This window comes from Pseudomonas sp. B34(2017) (assembly GCF_002112915.1).
Lineage (GTDB): Bacteria > Pseudomonadota > Gammaproteobacteria > Pseudomonadales > Pseudomonadaceae > Aquipseudomonas > Aquipseudomonas pharyngis.
The window spans coordinates 19,959-42,654 of sequence record NZ_NEJA01000005.1; the positions used below are offsets into that span (position 1 = coordinate 19,959).

Sequence of the window (22,696 nt, forward strand, 5' to 3'; positions counted from 1 at the left end):
ACTGTCAGGGTAGACGCACGGATGAAAACCGGCTCTCGGAAGGCGCAAAAAGGCGCGGTGGCGATTGAATTCGCCTTGGTGTTCGTGATCTTTTTCGCGGTGTTTTATGGCCTCGTCAGCTACAGCTTGCCGTTCGTGCTGATGCAGACGTTCAACCAGGTCACCGCCGAAGCCATCCGCCGCGCCGTGGCGGTCGATCCCGCGGTTCCCAACTATGCAAGCGTGCTGGTCAGCACTGCGAATGCCGCGTTGACCCAGCAATTGTCGGCGCTGCCGTCGTCGCTGAACGTGGTGGTCGGCACGGACACGTCAACGGTCTACGACCCGGCCCAGGGCACGCTCACCGTCAGCGTCAATTACCCGGTGAGCAAGCTCAATCAGGTCATCCCCTTTCTGGTGTTGCCGGGCGTCGGCGCTGTCCCCAGCCTGCCCGCCAACCTGACCGCCATTTCGAGCCTGAAATTTTGACTCCGGGTGACAACCTGCTCGGCCGCCTGCTCAAGCGAAGTATGGTCGCCAGCGATTTGCCGGACGTGCTCGGGACCCCGTTGACGGGCCTGCACATCCACCTCGACAGCGACGGCGGCGTGTTGCAAATGGCCGGCCCGCTGCGCCTGCTGCTGGCGCAACAGACGCCCCGCGACAAACCGTTGCCGTTGCACGACTACCTGCTGGCGCACTGCACGCTGGCGATCGAGGGCCGCCCGCAAGACTGGCAAGGCCAACTGCTGGATCTGGATTTCCCCGGCCTTGGCGACCAGACCTTGCACCTGCGCGGCTGGGTCCAGCCGCTGGGCGATGGCTGGCTGCTGCAACTGATCGACATTGCCGACCTGTTGTCCGAACGCCAGCAAGCCCATCAGCGCGAGGCGTGCCACATGCTCGCCGAGCAGATCAGCAAACAGGTGCGCAGCTGCAGCCTGGGACGGTTGCCGATGCTCGTCAGCGAACAATTGCAGGTGATCGCCCAGCGCTGGCAGATCCCGTGCCTGGCACTCGCCCTGCTCGATGAGCAGGAACAGGGCTGGCAGATCCATCAGCAGTTCCACGCCCATGACGCCCCGGCGCTGTGGCATGACGGCCAGCGTCTGGGCACGCCACTCGACAGCCTCAATGGCACCGGCCCGCAGCGCCTGGGTGCGCACTACGGCCAGTACGAACACTCAAGGGTCCAGGGCCTGTTCGGCAATGCCGAAGGTTTTGCCGTGCCCTACAGCGATGATCGGGGCGTGATGGCGTGGCTGCTCTGCGGTTTTTACGCGGTGGACAAGACCGCGCCGTATCTGGCCGATCGCGACTGGCTGATGCTGGCGGGCGCCCTGGCCGGGCCCCTGCTCGGTCGTTTACGCGAGCAGCAGCATCAAGTGCAACTGGAACGGCTGGAGTCGTTGCAGACAATGCTTGGCACAGGCTGGTGGGAAATCAGCCATAGCGAGCAGATTCAACTGGCCCCGACGCTGGCCGCCATCCTGCAACAGGTCAGCTCGACGCTGACGCTCGAGGCCTGGCTGAGCCTGATCCATCCCGCCGACCGCGAAGAAGTCCGCAGCCGCCTGCAAGCCCTGCAGATGCAAGGGGAAATCCTCGACCTGTGCGTGCGCCTGCAACCTCGCGATGCCAGCCAGACGCCAGCGTGGTATCGCCTTCAGGGTCAGGTCACCGGCACCGGCGAGCACCGGCGGCTGGTGGGTTTCATGCTCGACATCAGCGACATCAAGAACCAGCAGCAACTGGCCGCTGCGGCCCATGCGCGGCTGGACAACCTGATCGCCAGTTCGCCGGCGGTGATTTATGTCCAGCACTACGCCGAAGGCGCCTTGCTGCCAGCGTTTTTCAGCGCCAGCCTGCAACCGTTGCTGGGCTGGAGCCTGGAGGACTGTGACGCCAGTGCGCTGGCAGAGCGGATTCATCCGGAAGACCGCGCCCTGTATTTCGAGCGAACCCGGCAACTGCTGCGCGAAGGTTCGGTGCGCGCCCGCTATCGCATGCGCGACAGTCGCGGCGATTACCACTGGCTGCTCGACGAAGCCCGGCTGTTGCGCAACGACCTCGGCCTGCCGGTGGAAGCTGTCGGCTTGTGGCTGGACGTCACCGAAGCGACGCTGGCCGCCGAGCAGGTCAGACAGAGTGAGGAACGCTACCGGATTCTGGTGGAGGACTCGCCGGCGATGATCTGCCGCTACCGCCCGGATCTGATCCTGACGTTCGGCAACCGGCCGCTGGCGACCTATCTGGAATGCGCCCCCGAAGCCCTGGCCGGGGTCGATCTGGGCAGCTGGATGTCCGACGTTCAGCGCGCGGCCTTCGTTGAGCGCCTGGCTCAGCTGACTCCGCAATCCCCCGTCAGCACCGCCGAAATCAACCTGCAATTACCGGGGCGCGAGCATGCATGGTGGGTGTGGTCGGATCGCGGCGTGTTCGATGAGCACGGCAAACTGATCGAAGTACAGGCGGTGGGCCGTGACAACACCGAAGTCCGCCGTTCACAACAGCAACTCACGCAAAGCGCAAAAATGGCCACCCTTGGCGAAATGGCCACCGGCCTGGCCCACGAAATCAATCAGCCGCTGAACGTGATGCGCATGGCCATCGTCAACGTACGGAAGCGCCTGAGCAACGGCGATGCGCAGATCGATTACCTGACCGACAAACTCAATCGCATCGACGCCCAGGTGCAGCGCGCCGCGAAAGTGGTGGACCACATGCGGGTGTTCGGTCGCCGCTCCGAGATCGAGCAGCAGCTGTTCAACCCGGCCAGCGCCATCGAAGGCACGCTGTCGCTGCTGGCCGAAGGCATGCGCGGCAAAGGCGTGGATCTGCGCATCAGTGAAACCGCATTCGAGGTTCAGGTGCGCGGGTATGTCGATCAGCTTGAACAGGTGTTGATCAACCTGATGGTCAACGCCCGGGATGCGCTGCTGGGCAAACGCGAGTCCGATTCAGCATTCAAGCCGTGGATTTCGATCTACGCCGAACGCGACGAGCAGAACGTGCGACTGTGGGTCGAAGACAACGGCGGCGGTATCGACCCGCGTTTGCTGGAGCGGATTTTCGAACCGTTCTTCACCACCAAACCGATAGGTGTCGGCACCGGCCTGGGGTTGTCGGTGAGTTTCGGGATCATCGAGAACATGGGCGGCCACCTCAGTGTGCGCAACTCGGCGGACGGTGCACGGTTCTGCATCGAACTGCCGATCGCCCCTGACGACTAGATCACCAGATAGGCCTTGCCGGTCTGGCCACAGGTCATGTTGGCGCCGACATCCACATCCATCAGGTTGATCCCCAGCCCCTTAAGCAAATTGTTCAGCAGCGGATCCAGCAGCGGACTCACCAGATTGGTGATCACCGGTTGCAGGATCGTCGTGACATCACTGATCAGGCTGGCGACGCCGGTGACAATCGCCCCCAGCGGGTTGCTGCCTTGGGGTTTGTAGACGATCAGATTGATCCCGGCGAGGGTGGTTGCCAGGCTGTTGACTATGTTGGTTGAGGGCGCGGCAGCAATCACACTTGGCGGCAGTTTCAGGTTGGGCGGTGTGGCGAACGGATTACCGCTGGAAAACACCAGGTTCTGGGTGTTCTGCGCCACGCTGGTGTTGACCATGATCGCAATGCCGCCGGCGCCATATGGCACATGAGTACTCGGGTCACAGCTGCCGATCCCCAGAATCTTGTGGCAGGTCACCGTACCCAGATCCACCAGCGGCAAGGGTGTAACGGTGGGTTGGGCGGCAGAAGAGAAGGCGTTGGTCGGGTCGATCTTGCCCAGTTTGAGATCGGCAATCGAGGTAATGGTGCGGGCCGTCAGGCTTTTGGTGCCGGCGTTGCCGGTCGGACAACTGTAATCGGTGACATAACTGACGGCACCACCGGCGTCCAGGCTGATGTCGATCTGCGGCGAGGGCAACAGCTTCGGGTCCAGTTGCTCACAACCGGCACCGAGCAGGCAGCCGGCAGAATTCAGTGTGGCGACCAGATTGAGGCTCAACAGTGCATTGAGGGTCGGTGTCAGCGTGCCAACCAGTCCGAGTACCGCATTGGCCAACCCGGTCACCCCGGACAACACCGGCAGATTTACCGAAAGCAGCGTGCGAATCTGCGCGGTGCGCACATAAATCCGGTTCGGCCCGGTGGGATTGGCCCTGGCCAGTGCCGGATCGCCAATGGCGGAAAACTGCGGCGGCTCGATGACTTTGACCCGCACCGTGACATTCGCCAGCCCCAGCACGCTGATCGGCAGGGTCGCGGCCACCGCACTTTTGCTGTTGGCCAGTTGAATCACCCCCTGGACCAGTTGCAGCAACTGCAGATTGGCATCCAGCCCGGCGGCCGTGGTGCCGGTCTGCAATTGCAGGATGTCGCCGAGCTTGACCGGCGCGGCATTGATCGCCGCCACTTGCAGTTGGCCCAGCGCGGTAATCACTTCAGCGGTGGCGCCGTTGAGCTGGACCGCCGTAATCGCGGCCTGGATCAGTTGCGTCACCGTGGCCTGGGTATTGAGCAACTGGGTGTAATTGCCGGCGGCCACATTGAGGTTGATCGCCAGTTGATTCAGGTAGCCAAGCAGGTTGATGTCAGTGTTGAGCAGGCTTTCCCAGCCCAGGGCCGTCAGGTTGACGTTACCGCCAAGCAGCCCGGAAAACAGTGGATTGAGGATGTTCGATTGCGCGGTGCTGATGCTGGTCAGGTTACTGCGGATGTTCAACTGAGCGACGGTCGGCTTGGGTTTGGCCGCCACCGCCGAAGCGTAAAGCACGGTGTTGAGACTGACGGGTGTGCCACTGAACAACGCCTGCACACCGCCGGCGAAACTGGTGGTGACGGTACGGTTGGCCGCGACCTTGACCGCCTCTGATTGCGTGGCGTCCACCGTAAAAGTGCGCAGACCGGTGGCGGCTGTCGCCAACTTTCCGCAATCGATTACGAGCACGTTGTTGGCATTGGCGACAAACCCGTTGCGTGTCGCGCTTTGCCCGGCGTAACTGGCGGCGGTGAGCCCCGGCAGGCAATTGCCGCCACGGCTGACGGCTTCGAGGGCGGCGGTGTCCACCAGGCGCTGCAGTTTGCGTTGTTCCATGTACAAGCGGCCGCTGTCCACGACCAGCAGCATCAGGACCAGCGCCAGGCTGAGGGTGGCGGCCGCCATCAGGCCGATGGCTCCCCGCTGCCGGGCTGGCCCCCTGCACTGCGAATGACGCGACATGGCGCACTCCTTTGCCGGCGCACGGCCGGGCGCAACCTCCATGGATGGGTATGAGTGTAGACAGGCGCAGGCAACACTGCTGGCAACGCGCCATTTTCACCCGCCCATAAAAAACGGGAGCCATTTGGCTCCCGTACTTTTTCAATAGACTCAACGCGGTGGATAGTTGGACAGAATCCGCGCCACGGTTTCACGGATGGCATTGCTGCGATCCGCCGGGTTCGGCGTGCGGCTGAGTATTTGCTCGTCGCTGCCGCGCCACACCAGTTTGCCGTCCTTGCCATCGAGCAGATCGACCTGAATGGTCGCCACCTTGTAGGTGATGTTGCGGGTTTCGTTGTACATCGGTGCGCCCCAGTAACCGTTCCACGGGCCACCCCAACCGCCGCCGTAGTTGGTGGTCACCTGTTGCTGGCGGTCCTCGACGATCAGGTAGGTCTGCACATTCAAATCACCTCGGGCGCCCGAGGCGGCCGGGCGCAGGCCCCGCTGATCCAGTTGGTCGGCGACGGCCTGGCGGATGCGTTGTTCGGTCAGATCACTCTTGATCCGTGGATCGTCGGGGCGGTATTGCAGGGCGGGGTCTTTCCAGCTCCAGCTGCGGTAAGCGGCAAAGTCGCGGCTGGCGTCGAAATCATGATTGACCTGGTTCGAGGCGCAGGCACTGAGCAGTGCGGCCACGGCCAGTAAAACAAGACGGCGGAACATGGTTTTTCTCCGGTGGAAGACATGAACCTGAGGGCGCCTTCATTTGCAGAAGGCTAACCGGGAGGATACGCCGACATGGCCTTTTCGACAGCCTCCCGAATCGCATCGGTGCGATCACTTTGCGTGCCCTGGGTGCCGGTTTCGGCGCTGGCGCTCCAGACCGGCTGACCACTGCCGGCGTCGAACAGATCGACCCGCACCACCACGACCTGTTCCTGATAGGTCCGAACGATCGGCACCGTGTTGTACATCCCGTAACCGCGGCCGTAACGGTCATAACCGCCGTATCCGCCGCCGTAGTAACCGTAATCGTCCTGCACCTGACGCAGGCGGGTTTCCAGGCTCAGGTTGGCGCTGACCAGCAGGTCGGCCGGGCGATTGTCATGCAGCGGGCGCAGGCCGCGCTGGTCCAGCGCACTGCTGACGGCCTCGGCCACTTGGGCCGAATCCGCCCAGGCCGTGCCCGGTGGGAGTTGACCGTTGAGCCATGCCCAGCTGCGATAGCGCCCGTAGTCACGAGGGGGCGCGGGATAAGCGCTGCGGTCGAAGGTGGTCGCCGCTTGCGGTGGGGCCGGCGGCAACGGTCGCGACTGCGCCACATAAGGGTTGCTGCCCTGGCAGGCGGCCAACCCCAGACAGATCAGCAGTAACCCTGAATGACCTTTCATTTCTCGCTCCGATCAGATCGGCCGGCAGATCCAGTGCAAGTAGCGCCCAAGCCCGGCGAAGCTTGGGTGACGACGGTGGGCGAGCTCCATCTCGAGCAAATCAATCAACTCGGCGCGGGCCTGGAATTCCATCGGCATGTAATCGTGGAAAACCCGCACCCCGCTCTGGGTTTCGACCTGCCACAACCCGGCGAGTTGCGTCGCCAGTTCCCGTGGATCGAGTGGCTGCTGCGGGGTCAGGCTCTGCTTTTCGCCGGCCATGTCGTTCTTGCGCATTTTCTTGAAATGGCCTTTGAGCAGGTTCCGGTAAATCAGCGCATCGCGGTTGTAGAACGCCAGCGACAGCCAGCCGCCGGGCTTGGTCAACTGATGCAGCACCGGCAGGATCGCGTGGGGTTCGGCCAGCCATTCCAGCACCGCATGGCACAGCACCAGATCGTAGGGTTCAGTGAGCTGGCCGAGCAGTTCCTGCCAGGGCGCCTGAATGAACGTCGCGCTTTGCCCGGCTTCGGCAAAGCGCTGGCGGGCGCCTTCGAGCATCGGCTCGGCCGGCTCGGTGAAGGTCACCTGGTGCCCGCGCTCGGCCAGCCACAGCGACATGTGGCCCAGGCCGCCACCGATGTCCAGCACCCGCAACGGACGATCCGGCAGGGCTTCGGCGAGGTCGGCCTGCAGCACCGCGAGGCGGATCGCGCCTTTGGCACCGCCGTAGATTTTTTCGGCGAAGCGGGTCGCCAACTGATCGAAATGACGGTCGCTCATCAGCTGAACCGCCGTTCGCTGTCGGCGAGTTTGCTGCGCACCACTTCATTCATGTCCAGCCCCAGTTCGCTGCACAGCAGCAACAGATAAAGGACGATGTCACCGACTTCCTGCCCGGCGTGGGCGAGTTTGTCCGCCGGCAATTGGCGGGACTGGTCTTCGGTCAGCCACTGGAAGATTTCCACCAGTTCGGACATTTCCACGCTGGCGGCCATGGCCAGGTTTTTCGGGCTGTGAAATTGCCGCCAGTCATTGCGGTCGCGAATGGCGTGCAGGCGTTCGGTCAGTTCAACAAGGTTCATCGGGCTCTCCTGAAGGCGTATAGCTTCGGGGGGATGCCGAGCGAAGGCAAGCGCCAGTCGCCCGTTAAAACCCTCTATGCTTGCAGGGAACTCGACCGCACCCGCTGCGGCCCAAGGCTCAGCTCTTTCATCAGGAAACAGACATGCAGGTAGAAAGCTTTTTCGAATGGCTGGGCCAGGCGCTCGGCTCGATCATCCGCTTCATCGTCGATGGCCTCAGCGGCCTGTTCAATCTGCTGGGCAACGCCGGGGGCAACTTTGTCGACGGGCTGTCGAAGGCGCTGGGCATGGACACGTCGATCATCAGCATCATCGCGCTGATCGTCGGCCTGATGCTGTTGTGGTCGGCGATCCGCGCATTCATGAATGCCTCGATCATCGCCGGGATCATCTGGTTGCTGCTGGGATTGTGGCTGCTGAGCTGGATCATTCACTGACGCCTCCCGTTACAATGCCGCTCCTTAAGGAGCCCGCATGTCCAACCTGATCGCCGACTGGCGCGACCGCCCGACCCATCACCGGGTCTGGGCCCTCGCCGCCCCCATGATCCTCTCCAACATTTCCGTGCCGCTGGTGGCGCTGGTCGACAGCACCGTCATCGGTCACCTGCCCCACGCTCATCAACTGGGCGCTGTGGCGGTTGGCGCCAGCCTGTACACCTTTCTGGCCTGGGCCATGGGTTTTCTGCGCATGGGCACCACCGGTTTCGCCGCCCAGGCCGCCGGGCGCAGCGACGGCGCGGCCTTGCGGCAGATATTGCTTCAAGGCCTGCTGCTGGCGATGGGGCTGGCGCTGCTGCTCGGAGCGCTGGGCGTACCACTGAGCGGGGTCGCGCTGCACTTCATGCAACCGTCGGCGGAGCTGGATCAGCTGACCCGTGACTTCTTCCACACCCGCCTGTTCGGGCTGCCGGCGGCGCTGGCCAGTTATGCGCTGGTCGGCTGGTTCCTCGGCACCCAGAACGCCCGGGCGCCGCTGGCGATTCTGCTGAGCACCAACCTGATCAACATCGTGCTCAACCTGTGGTTCGTCATCGGCCTGGACTGGGGCGTGGTCGGTTCGGCCCGCGCATCGGTAATCGCCGAATGGAGCGGCGCCCTGCTCGGCCTGTGGATGACTCGGAGAGCCTTGCGCGCCTATCCCGGTCACATCGCCTGGGCTGCTCTGAAAGTCTGGCAGAGCTGGCGTCCGCTGCTGGCGGTCAACCGCGACATTTTCATCCGCAGCCTGGCTCTGCAATCGGTGTTTTTCCTGATCACCGTGCAGGGCGCGCGACTCGGCGATGCCACGGTCGCGGCCAATGCGCTGCTGCTCAACGGCCTGCTGCTGACCGCCCACGCACTGGACGGAATGGCCCACGCCGTCGAAGCCCTGTGCGGCCACGCCATCGGCGCCCGTGATCGTCTGGCCCTGCGCCGTTCGCTGGTGGTTGCCGGCGGCTGGTCGTTGCTGGCGAGCCTGGGCTTTGCCGCGCTGTTTCTGTTGGCCGGCCACCTGTTCATCGAAATGCAGACCGACATCCAGAGCGTGCGCGAAACCGCGTTCATTTACCTGCCCTACCTGGCCGTGCTGCCGTTGATCGCGGTCTGGAGCTACTTGCTCGACGGCCTGTTCATCGGCGCCACCCGCGCCCGGGAAATGCGCAACGGCATGCTGGCGACCGTGATCCTGCTGCTGCCTGTCGCTTGGGCGCTGCAAGGTCTGGGCAATCACGGCCTGTGGATTTCGTTCCTGTTGTTCATGGTGCTGCGCAGCCTGACTCTCGGGGGACTGGCGTGGTGGCTGCGACGCACCGATGGCTGGTTCAACGGTGCCGCTCACTGAAGCGATGCTTCATGACGGATCGTTCAGCCAGCGCCGACGCAACAGTTCGAGTCGTTCTCGCGGAGTCAAACCTTGCGGCAGCGGCATCAGCTCGGCACGCGGATGCAGCAAACGCAGCCACAACCAGTCGTCCAGCAGCGTCTGCTCGCTGAAGCCCAGCGCCAGACCTTGTTCCTGAAAGGCTGATATCAGCCGAAAGTTGTTTCCCGTCGCCTGACTCCAGCGCCAGACATGCTGATCCAGCAGGCAACGATGCAATCGTTCTCGCTGTTGACGGGTCAGGCTTTGCTCGATGCGCAGGGGCTCCACGGCCAGTCCCGGATTGCGTAGTTGCTGCCAGCCCTGACTGCCAGCAGCCAGATCGGCCCACGTGCCGCCGAACCAGCGCAGCCATCCGATCGGCCCGAGCCAGCAGCTCAGTTGCCGGGCATCGCAGGCATCGAAAAAGTAACTGGCGGTCTGCCGATTGTAGAAATTGAGCAGCGCCCGGTGATTGAGGCCGATGGACACGGTCAGCATCCGCTGCAAGTGTTCGCGCAGTGTCTGCGCCGAGACCTCGCTGCCCAGCAGCAGCCCTTGCCAGGTCATGGGATCGGTGTGGCAGAGCGCCGATAGCGCCGGGCAATCACGCAGGTCGATCAGCCATGGGCCTTGCTCACTGACCGGTTGAAACTCGGTACCGTCAAACAGCTGCAGGCTGTGCACACTGGAGAATCCCTGGCGTAACACCTTCACTGCCTGGGGTGCCTGTGCGATGTCCAGCAACAACCACTGCGCATGTTGCCCGGGGGCCGCGACGCTCATCTTCCGTCGCTCGTTTTGAGCCCGGCGACCAATCGACAGCTGCACAGTGACGCCGCGCAATGGCGATAACTGCCGCCCCCCGGTATCAGGCACAGCAACAACAAAGGCTCGGCCGCTTTCAACCATTGAGGCACGCCGACGATATCCAGGCGCTCGGGCAGAGGTGACTGCGCGTCATCCTCAACGACTTCGGCGAGAGCCGGGACCTGCAAGACGCCGCTGATCACGGGCTGTTCAGGGTCACCTTCCAGAAAGCTCACCACCACCTCTATCCCGTCCTTGAATGATGCCATCGGCGTATCGGCCAACGCCGGAGCCAGCGGCAACCAGCAGTGGCTGGGGCGGGCACCTTCGCCCTGATAAAGCCAGTCGAACTGAACGGCCACCGGCCGCACGGCATCAGGTTGCTCTTCCTCGACCGACACTACCCACGCACGCTGCGGGCTGCACATGCGCGCCCCCTGGTGGTCAATGGATGACTTGGGCACCGACAACTGGTCAGCGGCAAAAATCCTGTTGCTGTAGGGCGGCTCGAGTGACTGATCGGCCCGATGCTCGATTCGGCTCACCAGCCAGTGCGCATTGACGTCTGCCAGGGGCTGGCCGGAAATCGTCAACCAGTGACCACTGCGCAGGGTTGGCGAATCGGAATGCCCCTGCGCCGTACGTGTGCGCCGCGAGCATTCTGCGTTCAGCCGCACATGTTCGCCCAGTTGCCAGCGGCTCACTGTCGGCGACGGCTCTCCATCCTCGCTCTCGCATCGCAGGTTTCCGGCGCGTGGCAGTAGGGCCGGGTCATCCCCGAACACCAGGCAATGCCCCCGGCTCCCATGTTCGAAGTGATAGTGAATGCGTGCCTGCCCACACAACCGTTGCACCAGTTGCAGATCCGACTCGCCGTACTGGGTGCAGAATGTCCGGGGCGGATACACACCTTGCAGATCGAACCGGCGCCAGTTGCCACTGATGCCGTGCTCTCTGAGTACCTGATCAAGAATCTGCGGTACCGAGCGGTCACTGAAGATGCGTTGGCTGTAGCGCAGGCCCAGACAGCTCAACCGCGGCCCCAGCCGCGCCCGGCACAACCGGGCGCCGCGTCCTTGCTCATGCTGGACAAGGCTGTGCAACTGTCCGTGAACACCATTGCCACAAGGCCCGAAACACAGGTGCGCCGATCGATACATCAGTCCGGCCAGGTCCAGGTGCGGATCATCGACCAGCACATCGACTTCGAACGCAAAAGGCTCGCTGATGGCTTCGCAACCCGTAAATGCCAAGACTTCAAGCGAGTCGGACAGGCCCGCTACATCGAGACGAAACGACGGCTCGTCGGCTGGATCGAACATGGGGGGATTCTCTACAGGGGGGCGGGCGGGGATTCTCGCCGAGACCCATGGCCGAGTAGAGGGCCGAACTACAAATTCGGAAATGACCTACGCGAAAAGCAGACGACGTCACTTTGCTGGCCTGGAAGCAGGCCGTTTCGCGAAGAGAAAAAGAAGCGTCTCACCCGGTTATCTGAAACGTCCACGGTGGGCGGAACAATTTCAGACAACCAGATGAAAGCGGAACCTGGCCTCAGGAAGACAGGTAGGAAGAGCGGGTCAGACCCAGGCGCAACGCATCGAGGAACTGAGTGCGCTCGCTGGCGCTGATGCGGGCACTGGCGCACTTGTCGCGGTAGTGAGTCATCAGTTCTTCCGGCGACAGGTGCACATAACGCAGCATGTCTTCGATGGTGTCGTGGGTTTCAATACCGGCGTGGTACACGCTGCCATCGGCGTTCTGGTAGATGTTCACCGAGTCGGTGTCACCGAACAGGTTGTGCATGTCGCCCAGGATTTCCTGATAGGCACCGACCAGGAACACCCCCAGCAGGTAGTCTTCACCTTCGTTCAGCGCGTGCACCGGCAGGCTGGTCTCGATGCTCTGCTCGTCGACGTACTGGTTGATCTTGCCGTCGGAGTCGCAGGTCAGGTCTTGCAGGACGGCGCGACGCAGCGGTTCTTCGTCGAGACGGTGCAGCGGGATGATCGGCAGTACCTGATCGATCGCCCAGGTGTCCGGCAGGCTCTGGAACACCGAGAAGTTGCAGATGTACTTGTCGGCCAGCTTGTCGTTGAGTTCGTCCAGCACCTGACGGTGGGAACGCTGACGCGCTTTCAGCGAGTTGTGCAGGCGACGGCACACCGCGAAGTAGCACTGTTCAGCCAGGGCTTTCTCGGCCAGGGTCAGTTTGCCGTCGGCGTACTGGGCGGCCACGTCGCTCATATAGTGGGTGGCGCGCCAGTAGGTTTCGGTGACCATTTCGATGTCGGTCGGGCCTAGCAGGTCAACCAGCCACTGCACGGTTTCCGGCAGTGCTTCCTTGTTCTCGATCAGCGGGATTTCGTCGTTGTGTTTCTCGACGTCGGTGACCTGCACCACCAGCATCGCGTGGTGCGCGGTCAGCGAACGACCGCTTTCGGAGAAGATGTGCGGATGCGGCAGGGCCTGCGCATCGCAGAACTCCTTGAGCATGCCGACCACGACACCGGCGTAGTCGTCCATGTCGTAGTTGATCGAACTGGCGTTGCGCGAGTGGGTACCGTCGTAGTCCACACCCAGGCCACCACCGACGTCGATGTGATCGACTGGCAGGCCCAGATTGCGCAGCTCGCCGTAGTAACGGATCGCCTCCTTGAAGCCGTGCTGGTAGTCAGCGAGGTTGGCGATCTGCGAACCCATGTGGAAGTGCAGCAGGCGGATGCCCTGATCCAGGCCCGCCGCGCGGAAGCGCTCGACTACCGACAACAGTTGCGCCGCCGACAGACCGAACTTGGATTTTTCGCCACCGGTGTCTGCCCACTTCGACGACGCCAGGGACGACAAACGCACGCGCAGGCCAACCTGTGGCTTGACCTTGAGCGAGGCGGCTTCTTCGATCACCAGACCGACTTCGGATTCTTTCTCGATCACAATGAACACGTTGTGGCCGAGCTTCTGGCCCATCAGCGCCAGACGGATGAACTCGCGGTCCTTGTAACCGTTGCAGACGATGGTGCCGCCCTTCGGCGCCAGCGCCAGCACCGCCAGCAGCTCGGGCTTGGAGCCGGCTTCCAGACCGATGGAAACGTTCTGGGTGGCGATGATGTTCTCGATCACCGCTTCCTGCTGGTTGACCTTGATCGGGTACAGCGCGGTGTATTTGCTCTGGTATTCCAGACGCTCGATGTTCGCATCGAAAGCGCCGGTCAGCTGACGGACGCGGTCTTGCAGGATGTCGGGAAAACGCACCAGCAGCGGCAGGGACAAGCCACTCTTGCGCAGCTGGTCGACTTGTTCGAACAGATCGATAGGCGAGCTGCTCGGGCCGTTCGGACGAACTTCGACGCGACCGGCGTCATTGATCGCGAAATACCCGGCCCCCCAATGGCGAATCCCGTAAACACTGCGGCTGTCCGCAACTGTCCATTGGCTGCCATCGTCTTTGCGTGTGCGTCGTACGGACATCGAAGTCCCCTATAAAGAAGTCATAGTGCGTCGCCTGATCGCAGGCCGGCGCAGTCTAAAGAATGAAAATGACGGTTCGTCAGCGCGGCGGTAGACCGCGCTGACAGCGTTGAGTTTAGAAACCGGTCATGAACAGGCTCTGTGAAAACCATGGAAACGACGTCAGGCCCAGGGACTCTGGAGCTGAATCAAGCCGCCGGTGGGTTTCACAGAGGCTGCTAGCCGCCGGACTTCTTCGCTTTGAAGCCGTGCTTGACCAACTCGGCCAGGAGCAGCTCGACATGGTCGCCCTGGATCTCGATGATCCCGTCTTTCAACGCACCGCCGGTGCCGCAACGCTTCTTCAACGTTGTCGCCAGCTCCTTGAGTGCGTCTTCGGCCAGAGGCACGCCGGTGATAGTGGTCACCGTTTTGCCGCCACGCCCCTTGCTCTCGCGGCGCACACGGGCAATGCCGTCGCCGGCGGGGATCACGGTTTGCTTGCAGATACAGGCGTCCACCGGCTTGCTGCATTCCGGGCAATGACGACCTGCGTCGGTGGAAAATACCAGGCCGCCCAGGGCGGCGAAGGATGCGGCTTTTTTGGCCACCGGCAATCCTCTCGGGAGGACAAAGACTGATCGCAGCCTTGGGCAAGGCTATCGACCGCGAAGCCCCACTCAGGCAGGGGCAGCGCTACTGCACCGGTTCTTCAATAAAAGCAGGCCGGTGCAGCTTGAAAAGGTCGCGCAGTGTAACGGCAAAAACGCCGATTGCTAAGTGCCAATCGGCGCCAATTTATGTGTTCTTTGCGACGTTGCTTTGCTGAGCCTTCAGATAACGTTTCAAGGCTGCCAGAGAGTCCGGGCAATAAGGCTTTTGCCGGATTTCCTGCATGACCTGTTCGACCGGAATGAAACGCGCTTCGAGCACCTCTTCCGGCTGCAGGATCAACGGGCCATCCCACACTGCCGAAAACGCCGAACACCACAGGCGATTGCCGGTGTCTTCGAAGTAGAAATGGTCGTGGGCCGTCAGCTCTACGCCACTCACGCCCAGCTCTTCTTCCAGCTCACGGGCCGCCGACTCGGCGTAGGTCTCGTCTGCCTGCACCATGCCGCCCGCCGCCACGTCCCAGTAACCGGGATAAATGGCTTTGCTCAACGTGCGCCGATGCACGCAGAGTTCACCGGCGGAGTTGAACAGCATGATGTAGGTACCACGGCCGATCAGTCCGCGTTCTCGCAGGTCAGAACGCACCAGGGCGCCGAGCAGGTTGTCCTGCTCGTCTACCCAGGCGATCTGTTCGGCATCCGAGGCGGCGCGGTGGGCCGCCTCTCTGGCGCTTTCGTCCATGACTCAGCCCTGATTGAGCAGTTGACGCAAATCGATCACGGCGGCGTTGGCCCGGGAAATGTAGTTGGCCATGACCAGCGAGTGGTTGGCCAGCACACCGAAACCGCTGCCATTGAGGATCATCGGGCTCCAGATCGGCTCCTGGGAGGCTTCCAGTTCGCGGATGATCTGACGCACGCTGACGGTCGCGTTCTTCTTCGCCAGCACGTCGGCGAAATCGACTTCGATCGCGCGCAGCAAGTGCGACAGCGCCCAGGCCTGGCCACGGGCTTCGTAGAACACGTTGTCGATCTGCATCCATGGGGTCTCGACAACTTCCTCATCGACCTGCGGCACTTCACCCACCGCCGGCACTTCGGTTTTCAGCGCGGTGTTGAGCTTGACCCGGCCAACGCTGGCCGACAAGCGTTGCGACAGCGACCCGAGACGGGTGCCGACATCACCCAGCCAGTTGTTCAGGTTGTCAGCGCGGGCGTAGAACAGCGCGTTTTTCTGGGTCGGGTCGGACAGGCGCGCCTGATAACGGCTCAGGGAGTTGATGCCTTCCTGATATTCCGACTCGCTCGACGGCAGGATCCAGCTCTTGTTGTCGAAGTTGAAGCGCGGCTCGGCCTTGGCCAGGTCGGCGTCTTCAGCCGACTGCGACTGCGAGCGGGCGAAGTCCTTGCGCAGGGCGCGGGTCAGGTCGCGGACCTGCACCAGCACGCCGTATTCCCAGCTCGGCATGTTGTCCATCCACAGGCCAGGCGGGAAACGGTCGTTGGAAATGTAGCCACCTGGCTTGTCGAGCAAAGTGCCGGCAACGGTTTTCAGGGTTTCGACGGTGGTGTAGCCGACCACCATCTGCTTGCCCTCTTTCTCGGCGGCAACCTGAGCGTTCTGCGCCACGGGAAACAATGCCGGCTCCTGGCTCCAGTACCAACCCAGGCCAATGGTCACCAACAGGTAAATGGCAACCAGCGTGGCCAGCGCCCGGCTGAACAACAGCCCGCCGACATAGCTGCGGGCGGCCGACTTGGGCTCGGCGGCACGTTCAGGCGCGCTGCCCGCGCGGTTCTTCCAGTCCAGCATGGCGATATCCTTTCAATCTTGGGTTCAACGGTTCGACCACAACCATACAACAACGTGCCTCGACCGGGCACCCGTCAATATTGACAGGCGCTGCCTCGCCACCCGACACAAGGCCGGGACAGACCGCCCTAAGGGATTCCCCGATAGCGAATTCATCGCCATTGCGCTGCCGATACCCGCAACGGGACAGCACAAAGACCCTGCCATCCCTTCCCCGCGCTCCAGTAAATTCATGGTTGCGCAGATTGGCAAATGCCCGGTAGATGGGGACTTCTCCGACAATCAGGTTCAAATTGAAACCCGGCAGTCAGAAACTGAATGATGCCGTACCGCAGATTATTGACGTACGACACTCATGTAAGGGAAAAGAGGTGCTAGCATAGAGCCACCAGTCGATCTCAGCATGCACCCTAACTAGTAGTCAGGATATGACCGAGCCAGAAGACCCCAGCCGTGAGCGCCTCAAGCACCACTTTGCCCAGCGGGTAATTCATCAGGCACGTCAGATTCTTGAGATATGGCAGCGCCTGCAACGCAGTGAGTGGTCCACTGCCGATCTCGCCGAACTGAGCGAGGCCAATTTGCGCCTGCTGCGTTTTGCCGAGCGTTTCGAACAGCCCGAACATACGCAGCTGGCCCGCCACATCAGCCAGTCGCTGGAAGCGGTGGACGCCAATCGCGGACGCCTGAGCAGCGGCCTGATCACCGATCTCAACCGCCTGATGCAGCGCTTGTCGCGCACTGGCCTGCGCCATGGCGATCAGCTTGATCAGACCTTCCTGCCGCCCCTGCGCAAACCGATCTACGTGATGCTGCAGGATCACGACCGCGCCGAGCGGCTGGCCAAGCAGCTGGAGTTTTTCGGTCTGAGCGCTCAGGCGCTGGACAGTGTGTCGGCGTTTCGCTCCTCGATGGTCGAGCGCCTGCCGGCCGCGATTGTCATGGACGTGGATTTCAGCGGTGCCGGCGTCGGCCTGAAACTCGCCGCCGAAGCCCAGCAAGGTCTGGAAGAACCGCTGCCGCTGCTGTTCTTCAGCCTGCACGAAACCGACACCCCGACCCGCCTCGCGGCGGTGCGCGCCGGTGGCCAGGAATTTCTCACCGGCACCCTCGAAGCGTCGAGCCTGCTGGAGAAGATCGAAGTCCTGACCTGCGTCGCCCAGTACGAACCCTATAAAGTGTTGATCATCGACGACTCCCGCGCCCAGGCCCTGCACACCGAACGCCTGCTCAACAGCGCCGGGATCGTCACCCGCACCCTGATCGAACCGATCCAGGCGATGGCCGAGCTGGCGGACTTCCAGCCGGACCTGATCATCCTCGACATGTACATGCCCGCCTGCACCGGCACCGAGTTGGCCAAGGTCATCCGCCACAACGACCGTTATGTGAGCGTGCCGATCATTTATCTGTCGGCCGAGGACGATCTGGACAAACAGCTCGACGCCATGAGCGAAGGTGGCGACGACTTCCTGACCAAGCCGATCAAGCCGCGCCATCTGATCACCACCGTGCGCAACCGCGCCGCCCGCGCGCGCAACCTGAAGGCACGGATGGTCCGCGACAGCCTCACCGGCCTGTACAACCACACGCACATTCTGCAATTGCTCGAAGACTGCTCGTTCCGCGCCCGCCGCGAGAACAAGCCGTTGAGCTTTGCGATGCTCGACATCGACCACTTCAAACGGGTCAACGACAGCCACGGCCACCCCATGGGCGACCGGGTGATCAAGAGCCTGGCGCTGTTCCTCAAGCAGCGTCTGCGCAAGACCGACTTCATCGGCCGTTACGGCGGCGAAGAATTCGCCATCGTCATGCCCGACACCGATATAGAAGCGGCGCACAAAGTGTTAGACGAAATCCGTCAGCGCTTTGCCGAGATTCACTATCCGGCCCAGCCGCAGGATCTGTGGTGCACCTTCAGCGCCGGCGTGGTGGAGATGCACGACGACTCCGACAGCTTGATGATGGCCAGCCAGGCCGACGAGGCGCTGTACCGCGCCAAGGGCGAAGGACGCAATCGGGTGCAGACTGCTCGCGACTCAAAGCAAAGTGCCACTTTTTCATCGGAATCGCCCCAATCGGTCATAACCCTGTAACAGAACCGCAATAAATTCAGGCGCTTACCATTCTGCCGTTGGTAGCCGTCATGCGCCTGAAGTTGCTCACCAATCTCAATACCCTGTTGCTGGTCGCCGTCTGCGTGGCCCTCGGCGCCACGCTGTGGTGGTCGCAAAAAGCACTGGAGCGCCCGTATCTGTTGATGGAGCGTTACCTGGGGCTGTCGCAGCAATTTCAGAATGACGTGGCACGCAACGTCGGGGATTACCTCACCAGCGGCGACGCCCTGCGCCTGAGCAGCGCCAGCCAGGCCATCGATCAGTTGCAGAAAGAACTCGACGAGCTGCCGCCCGCGCTGGCCGACACCTTGCGCCCGAGCCTCACCGGCCTCGATGAATTCAGCAAGACCGACCTGCTGGCCGCCGGCAAACTGGCCGGCGATCCGCAGGCCCTGCTGTTGCAGGCCGAACGCGAATTGAGCGCCAGTCTCGACCAACTCAGCACCTACGCCGGCGGCAACGCGACCTACCTGACACCCCTGCTGATTGCCTCTCAACATCTGGGCAAACTGTCGCTGGCCCGGGACAAGCTGGTCAGCAGCGGACGCAGTGAACTGGCCGCCGATGTCGAGCGCGAAGTCAGCAACATCCGCGCCCAGGCCCAGACGATCGATGCCCTGCCCTTGCTCGGCGTGGTCGCCAGCAGTGAGTCCGGCAGCGACGACTTCGCCGCGCTGATGGGCATCGAAAGCACCGAAAAAGCCGCCGCCGAAGACGCCGGCGTCGGTCTCAAACGCGAACTCAACAGTTTGCTCGGCCGTTACCCGGCGGAGCTCGCACGCACCCGCGAGCAGATCCAGAAACGCACCGACCTGAGCACCGCAACCCACCAGAAAATCGCCGCCGTGCAACAAGCCATCGCCGGCCTCGAACCGGTGGTACGCGCCCAGCACGGGCAGATCCAGGGCGAAGTACGGCTGATGCAAGGCGTGATGATCGGTCTGATTCTGCTGATCGCACTGCTGATCGATACTCTGCAGCGGCGCCTGGCCCGCACTTTGACCAACCTTGCCCCGGCGCTGTCGACCTGGGCCGAAGGCGACTTTAGTCGCGACATTCATCTGGGCAAGACCAACCGCGAACTGCACGACATCGAAGCCTCGCTCAACCGCCTGCGTGCCTATCTGGTGGATCTGGTCGGGACCATTCGCGGCAATGCCGAGCAAGTGGCCGGCAGCAGCCGCACCCTCGCCGAGCTGAGCAATGACTTGCACAGCGGTGCCGAACATCAGGCCGGCGATACCGCGCTGATCCGTGATTCCCTCGGCGAACTGGAAGCGACCATCCAGCAGGTGGCCGGCGATGCACGGCAGGCCGCCGACGCCAGCCGTCATGCCGGGCTGGCGGTCGAACACGGACAACAAGTGATTGGCCAAAGCCTCACCGGCCTGCACGCGCTGGTTGGCGAAGTGCAGGGCAATGCGCAAATGATCGAACACTTGGCCGAAGAGTCGGCGACCATCGGCGGCGTGCTGACGGTGATCCGTTCGATTGCCGACCAGACCAACCTGCTGGCGCTCAACGCGGCGATCGAAGCCGCCCGCGCCGGGGAAATGGGCCGTGGGTTTGCCGTGGTGGCCGAGGAAGTGCGCTCGCTGGCGCAACGCACCGCCGGCGCCACCGCCGAAATCCAGACCCTGATCGCCGGCCTGCAAACTGCAGCGAGACAATCGGTCGAGGGCATGCGCGCCCAGGTCGAACATGCCGAGGCCACCGCCAATCAGGCGCAATCGGCGGATGGTGCGCTGGACAGGATTGTCGGCGCGATCCAGACCATCTCCGACACTGCGATCCGCATTGCCGAGATCACCGCGCAACAGAGCGGCGCGGTCAGCGAGATCCGCGATCACAGCGAGCGGATTCACCAATTGGGCGGGGACAATCTGCTGCGTATTGGCCAGGGTCGCGAGCAAGGCGAGAACCTGCTGTTGCTGGGCGGCCAGTTGCACACCGCTGTGCAGGCGTTCCGCGTGTGACACACAGCGCAGGGCCAAGTCCGCTATCATTCCCGCACCTTTGATTCGCGAGATTGTCATGCGCCGTCTGCTCTGCCTGCTGTTTTTCGTCTTCGCCCTGCCGGCCGGCGCCGCCGGTCTGTTCGACAGCAAACCCAGCGCCACGCTGGGCTCAGTCAACAACAGCGCGGATTTCCTGCCGGTGCGCGAAGCCTTTCAACTGAGCCTGGTCGAGAGCACACCGCAATCGGTCAAACTGCGCTTCGTCGCCTCCGAAGGCTATTACCTCTACCGGCATCGCTTCCAGTTTCGTGCCGAGCCTGCAGAGGTGAAACTCGGCGCCGCACAACTGCCGCAAGGCGAACAGAAACACGACGAGTATTTCGGCGACGTCGAGGTCTACCACGGCATTCTCGATGTAGAACTGCCGCGCAATGATTCCCGAGCGTTCACGCTGGCCGTCACCTATCAGGGCTGTGCCGACAAGGGCTTGTGCTATCCACCGGAAACCGAACGCCTGAGCATCGAGGGCAACGCAGCGCCAAGTGGTGCGTCCGCGCCGGTAGCAGGCTGGGACTGGCGTGATCTGGCGCTGTTTTTCCTGGCGGGCCTGGGCCTGACCTTCACGCCTTGTGTATTGCCGATGCTGCCGATCCTGTCCGGTGTGGTGTTGCGCGGGCAGGTCGGCGGTTTGCGTGGCTTCAATCTGTCCCTGGCTTATGTGCTGCCGATGGCCGCGTGCTTCGCGCTGCTGGGGGCCTTGATGGGGCTGTTCGGCGCGCAACTGAATCTGCAGGCACGGCTGCAATCGGCGTGGGTGCTGGTGCCGTTCGCGATGTTCTTTGCGGTGTTCGCGCTGGCGATGTTCGGCGTATTCGAGCTGAAACTGCCGCACTTCATCAGCAGCCGCCTCGACCGGATCGCCGGGCGCACTGAAGGCGGCTCGCTGTGGGGCGCGGCGGTGTTGGGTGTGGTGTCGAGTTTGCTGGTATCGCCGTGCGTTTCCGCACCGCTGGCCGGCGCGCTGCTTTATATAAGCGCCAGCGGCGACGCGCTGGGCGGCGGCCTGAAGCTGTTCATGCTCGGCCTGGGCATGGGCGCGCCGCTGCTGTTGGTGGCTACCGGTGGCGCGGCGTGGCTGCCGAAAAGCGGGCCGTGGATGATGTACGTGAAGAACGGCATCGGCGTGTTGCTGCTCGGGCTGGCCATCGGTTTGCTCAGCCGGGTGTTGCCGGGGCAAATCACGTTGCTGCTGATCGGCTTGCTGGCCGGCGGCGTCGGTCTGTTCCTCGGCGCTCTGGAATTCGTCTACAAACCGCCGCGCAAACGCCTCGGCCAGTTGCTGGGCCTGTTCCTGCTGTTTTATGCGCTGGCCTGCTGGTACGGCGCGTTCAGCGGGCAGACCGACCCGCTGAATCCAATAGCCCCGGCACGCCTCGCCGACAGCGGCTCGACCGCGCAAAACAGCGGCTCGTGGCAGACCGTCATCACCCCGGCGGAACTGGATCGGGTGCTGCTCGAAGCGAAAACCGCCGGCACCCCGCTGCTGCTCGACTGGTACGCCGACTGGTGCATCAGCTGCAAAGTCATCGAACACGAAGTACTCAATGACGCGACAGTCGTGGATCGGCTCAAGGGCTATCGGCTGATCCGCTTCGATATCACCGCGAGCAATGCCGAGCAGCGCACCCTGCTCGACCGCTACAGCCTGTTCGGCCCACCGGCGCTGATGTTCTTCGGCCAGGACGGGGTGGAACGTCGCGATGTGCGGGTGATCGGTGAGATCAACGCCGGCGACTTCGCCGAACGTGTCGCTAAAGTGAATGACCGGATTTAATCAGTCAGTCACATATTTTGCGCAAACATCGGACATCGTGCTGGCTATTGCAGAGAACTGGACAGTCACAAAGTCTTTGCGGCATAGTCGCCGGGTTCTGACGAAGGCTCACCCATAACAAGGAACACGCAGATGGCAACGCTACTGGTGCTGCACGGCCCCAACCTGAACCTGCTCGGCACCCGGGAACCCGGGACCTACGGGTCGACCACCCTGGCGCAGATCAATCAGGATCTGGAACGCCGCGCCCGTGAAGCCGGCCATCATCTGCTGTATCTGCAAAGCAACGCCGAGTACGAATTGATCGATCGCATCCACGCCGCACGCGGCGAGGGCGTGGACTTCATTCTGATCAACCCGGCAGCATTTACACACACAAGTGTCGCATTACGTGACGCGCTGCTGGGAGTGAGCATCCCATTCATCGAAGTGCATTTGTCCAACGTGCACAAACGCGAACCTTTCCGCCATCACTCCTACTTCTCCGACGTAGCGGTAGGAGTGATCTGCGGCCTTGGCGCCAGCGGTTATCGACTGGCCCTGGAGGCTGCACTAGAGCAGCTTGAACACCAAGCTAAACGCCCCTGACCGACCCTTGGGAGTTGATGATTC

The 22,696-nt window shown here is 62.6% G+C and carries 18 protein-coding genes and 1 pseudogene; 8 read left to right on the forward strand and 11 right to left on the reverse strand.

All coding sequences use genetic code 11. From position 1 onward, the window contains the following. Nucleotides 1-21: 21 nt before the first annotated feature. Both CAF80_RS16785 and CAF80_RS16790 read left to right on the forward strand, forming a co-directional pair. Complete coding sequence (locus CAF80_RS16785) at nucleotides 22-468, forward strand: TadE/TadG family type IV pilus assembly protein (RefSeq protein ID WP_039772502.1); 447 nt, start codon at nucleotides 22-24, stop codon at nucleotides 466-468. Continuing rightward, nucleotides 465-3,212 (forward strand): ATP-binding protein, encoded by a 2,748-nt coding sequence (locus tag CAF80_RS16790; RefSeq protein ID WP_085667762.1) that lies wholly within the window; start codon nucleotides 465-467, stop codon nucleotides 3,210-3,212. The genes CAF80_RS16785 and CAF80_RS16790 overlap by 4 nt, the downstream gene beginning before the upstream one ends. Here CAF80_RS16790 and CAF80_RS16795 read toward each other — a convergent pair. The 5 genes from CAF80_RS16795 to CAF80_RS16815 all read right to left on the reverse strand — a co-directional run bounded on the left by CAF80_RS16795 (nucleotide 3,209) and on the right by CAF80_RS16815 (nucleotide 7,646). Next, nucleotides 3,209-5,206: a pilus assembly protein TadG-related protein gene (locus CAF80_RS16795; RefSeq protein ID WP_085667761.1), complete on the reverse strand. Its 1,998-nt coding sequence runs from the start codon at nucleotides 5,204-5,206 to the stop codon at nucleotides 3,209-3,211. The genes CAF80_RS16790 and CAF80_RS16795 overlap by 4 nt on opposite strands. A gap of 150 nt (nucleotides 5,207-5,356) precedes the next feature. Then, nucleotides 5,357-5,914: a DUF4136 domain-containing protein gene (locus tag CAF80_RS16800; protein ID WP_085667760.1), complete on the reverse strand. Its 558-nt coding sequence runs from the start codon at nucleotides 5,912-5,914 to the stop codon at nucleotides 5,357-5,359. Between the two features lie 53 nt (nucleotides 5,915-5,967). Next, nucleotides 5,968-6,582 (reverse strand): DUF4136 domain-containing protein, encoded by a 615-nt coding sequence (locus CAF80_RS16805; RefSeq protein WP_039772508.1) that lies wholly within the window; start codon nucleotides 6,580-6,582, stop codon nucleotides 5,968-5,970. Between the two features lie 12 nt (nucleotides 6,583-6,594). After that, nucleotides 6,595-7,344, reverse strand: coding sequence for a methyltransferase (locus CAF80_RS16810; RefSeq protein WP_085667759.1), 750 nt, complete (start codon nucleotides 7,342-7,344; stop codon nucleotides 6,595-6,597). Continuing rightward, on the reverse strand, nucleotides 7,344-7,646 hold the full coding sequence (locus CAF80_RS16815; protein ID WP_007951009.1) for a MazG-like family protein: 303 nt from the start codon (nucleotides 7,644-7,646) through the stop codon (nucleotides 7,344-7,346). The genes CAF80_RS16810 and CAF80_RS16815 overlap by 1 nt, the downstream gene beginning before the upstream one ends. Before the next feature lie 143 nt (nucleotides 7,647-7,789). Here CAF80_RS16815 and CAF80_RS16820 point away from each other — a divergent pair, with 143 nt between their 5' ends. Beyond that, nucleotides 7,790-8,083: a hypothetical protein gene (locus tag CAF80_RS16820; RefSeq protein WP_007951010.1), complete on the forward strand. Its 294-nt coding sequence runs from the start codon at nucleotides 7,790-7,792 to the stop codon at nucleotides 8,081-8,083. A 37-nt stretch (nucleotides 8,084-8,120) separates the two neighbouring features. Beyond that, on the forward strand, nucleotides 8,121-9,470 hold the full coding sequence (locus CAF80_RS16825; protein ID WP_074689693.1) for an MATE family efflux transporter: 1,350 nt from the start codon (nucleotides 8,121-8,123) through the stop codon (nucleotides 9,468-9,470). Nucleotides 9,471-9,479: 9 nt separating this feature from the next. Here CAF80_RS16825 and CAF80_RS16830 read toward each other — a convergent pair whose 3' ends face one another. From CAF80_RS16830 to CAF80_RS16855, 6 genes are all read right to left on the reverse strand, one after another. Continuing rightward, nucleotides 9,480-10,274, reverse strand: coding sequence for a DUF4123 domain-containing protein (locus CAF80_RS16830; protein WP_039772951.1), 795 nt, complete (start codon nucleotides 10,272-10,274; stop codon nucleotides 9,480-9,482). Then, nucleotides 10,271-11,620, reverse strand: a complete 1,350-nt coding sequence (locus CAF80_RS16835; protein ID WP_085667758.1) for a type VI secretion system Vgr family protein — start codon at nucleotides 11,618-11,620, stop codon at nucleotides 10,271-10,273. Before CAF80_RS16835 ends, CAF80_RS16830 begins: the two co-directional genes overlap by 4 nt. A 232-nt stretch (nucleotides 11,621-11,852) precedes the next feature. Next, nucleotides 11,853-13,766, reverse strand: coding sequence for an arginine decarboxylase (gene speA / locus CAF80_RS16840; RefSeq protein WP_039772053.1), 1,914 nt, complete (start codon nucleotides 13,764-13,766; stop codon nucleotides 11,853-11,855). Nucleotides 13,767-13,984: 218 nt separating this feature from the next. Further along, nucleotides 13,985-14,356 carry a translation initiation factor Sui1 gene (locus CAF80_RS16845; RefSeq protein ID WP_007951016.1) on the reverse strand — a complete coding sequence of 124 codons (372 nt, stop codon included), beginning with the start codon at nucleotides 14,354-14,356 and terminating at the stop codon, nucleotides 13,985-13,987. Between the two features lie 187 nt (nucleotides 14,357-14,543). Beyond that, a complete protein-coding gene (locus CAF80_RS16850; RefSeq protein WP_039772051.1) occupies nucleotides 14,544-15,101 on the reverse strand; it encodes an NUDIX hydrolase in 558 nt (185 codons plus the stop codon). Nucleotides 15,102-15,104: 3 nt separating this feature from the next. Beyond that, the gene (locus CAF80_RS16855) at nucleotides 15,105-16,172 is read right to left on the reverse strand and encodes a DUF2333 family protein (protein ID WP_039772049.1); all 1,068 of its coding nucleotides are present in this window, start codon (nucleotides 16,170-16,172) and stop codon (nucleotides 15,105-15,107) included. 428 nt (nucleotides 16,173-16,600) lie between these two features. Between CAF80_RS16855 and gcbA the strand changes: the two genes are divergently transcribed. The 4 genes and pseudogenes from gcbA (at nucleotide 16,601) to aroQ (ending at nucleotide 22,672) form a co-directional block, all read left to right on the forward strand. Beyond that, complete coding sequence (gene gcbA / locus CAF80_RS16865; RefSeq protein WP_064593235.1) at nucleotides 16,601-18,271, forward strand: diguanylate cyclase GcbA; 1,671 nt, start codon at nucleotides 16,601-16,603, stop codon at nucleotides 18,269-18,271. A 1,490-nt stretch (nucleotides 18,272-19,761) separates the two neighbouring features. Beyond that, nucleotides 19,762-20,268: pseudogene (locus CAF80_RS29240) on the forward strand (methyl-accepting chemotaxis protein); the annotation flags it as partial. Nucleotides 20,269-20,326: 58 nt separating this feature from the next. Then, nucleotides 20,327-22,084: a protein-disulfide reductase DsbD gene (locus tag CAF80_RS16875; protein WP_085667756.1), complete on the forward strand. Its 1,758-nt coding sequence runs from the start codon at nucleotides 20,327-20,329 to the stop codon at nucleotides 22,082-22,084. A 132-nt stretch (nucleotides 22,085-22,216) separates the two neighbouring features. Continuing rightward, a complete protein-coding gene (aroQ, locus tag CAF80_RS16880) occupies nucleotides 22,217-22,672 on the forward strand; it encodes a type II 3-dehydroquinate dehydratase (protein WP_011332265.1) in 456 nt (151 codons plus the stop codon). The last annotated feature ends 24 nt before the right edge of the window (nucleotides 22,673-22,696 follow it).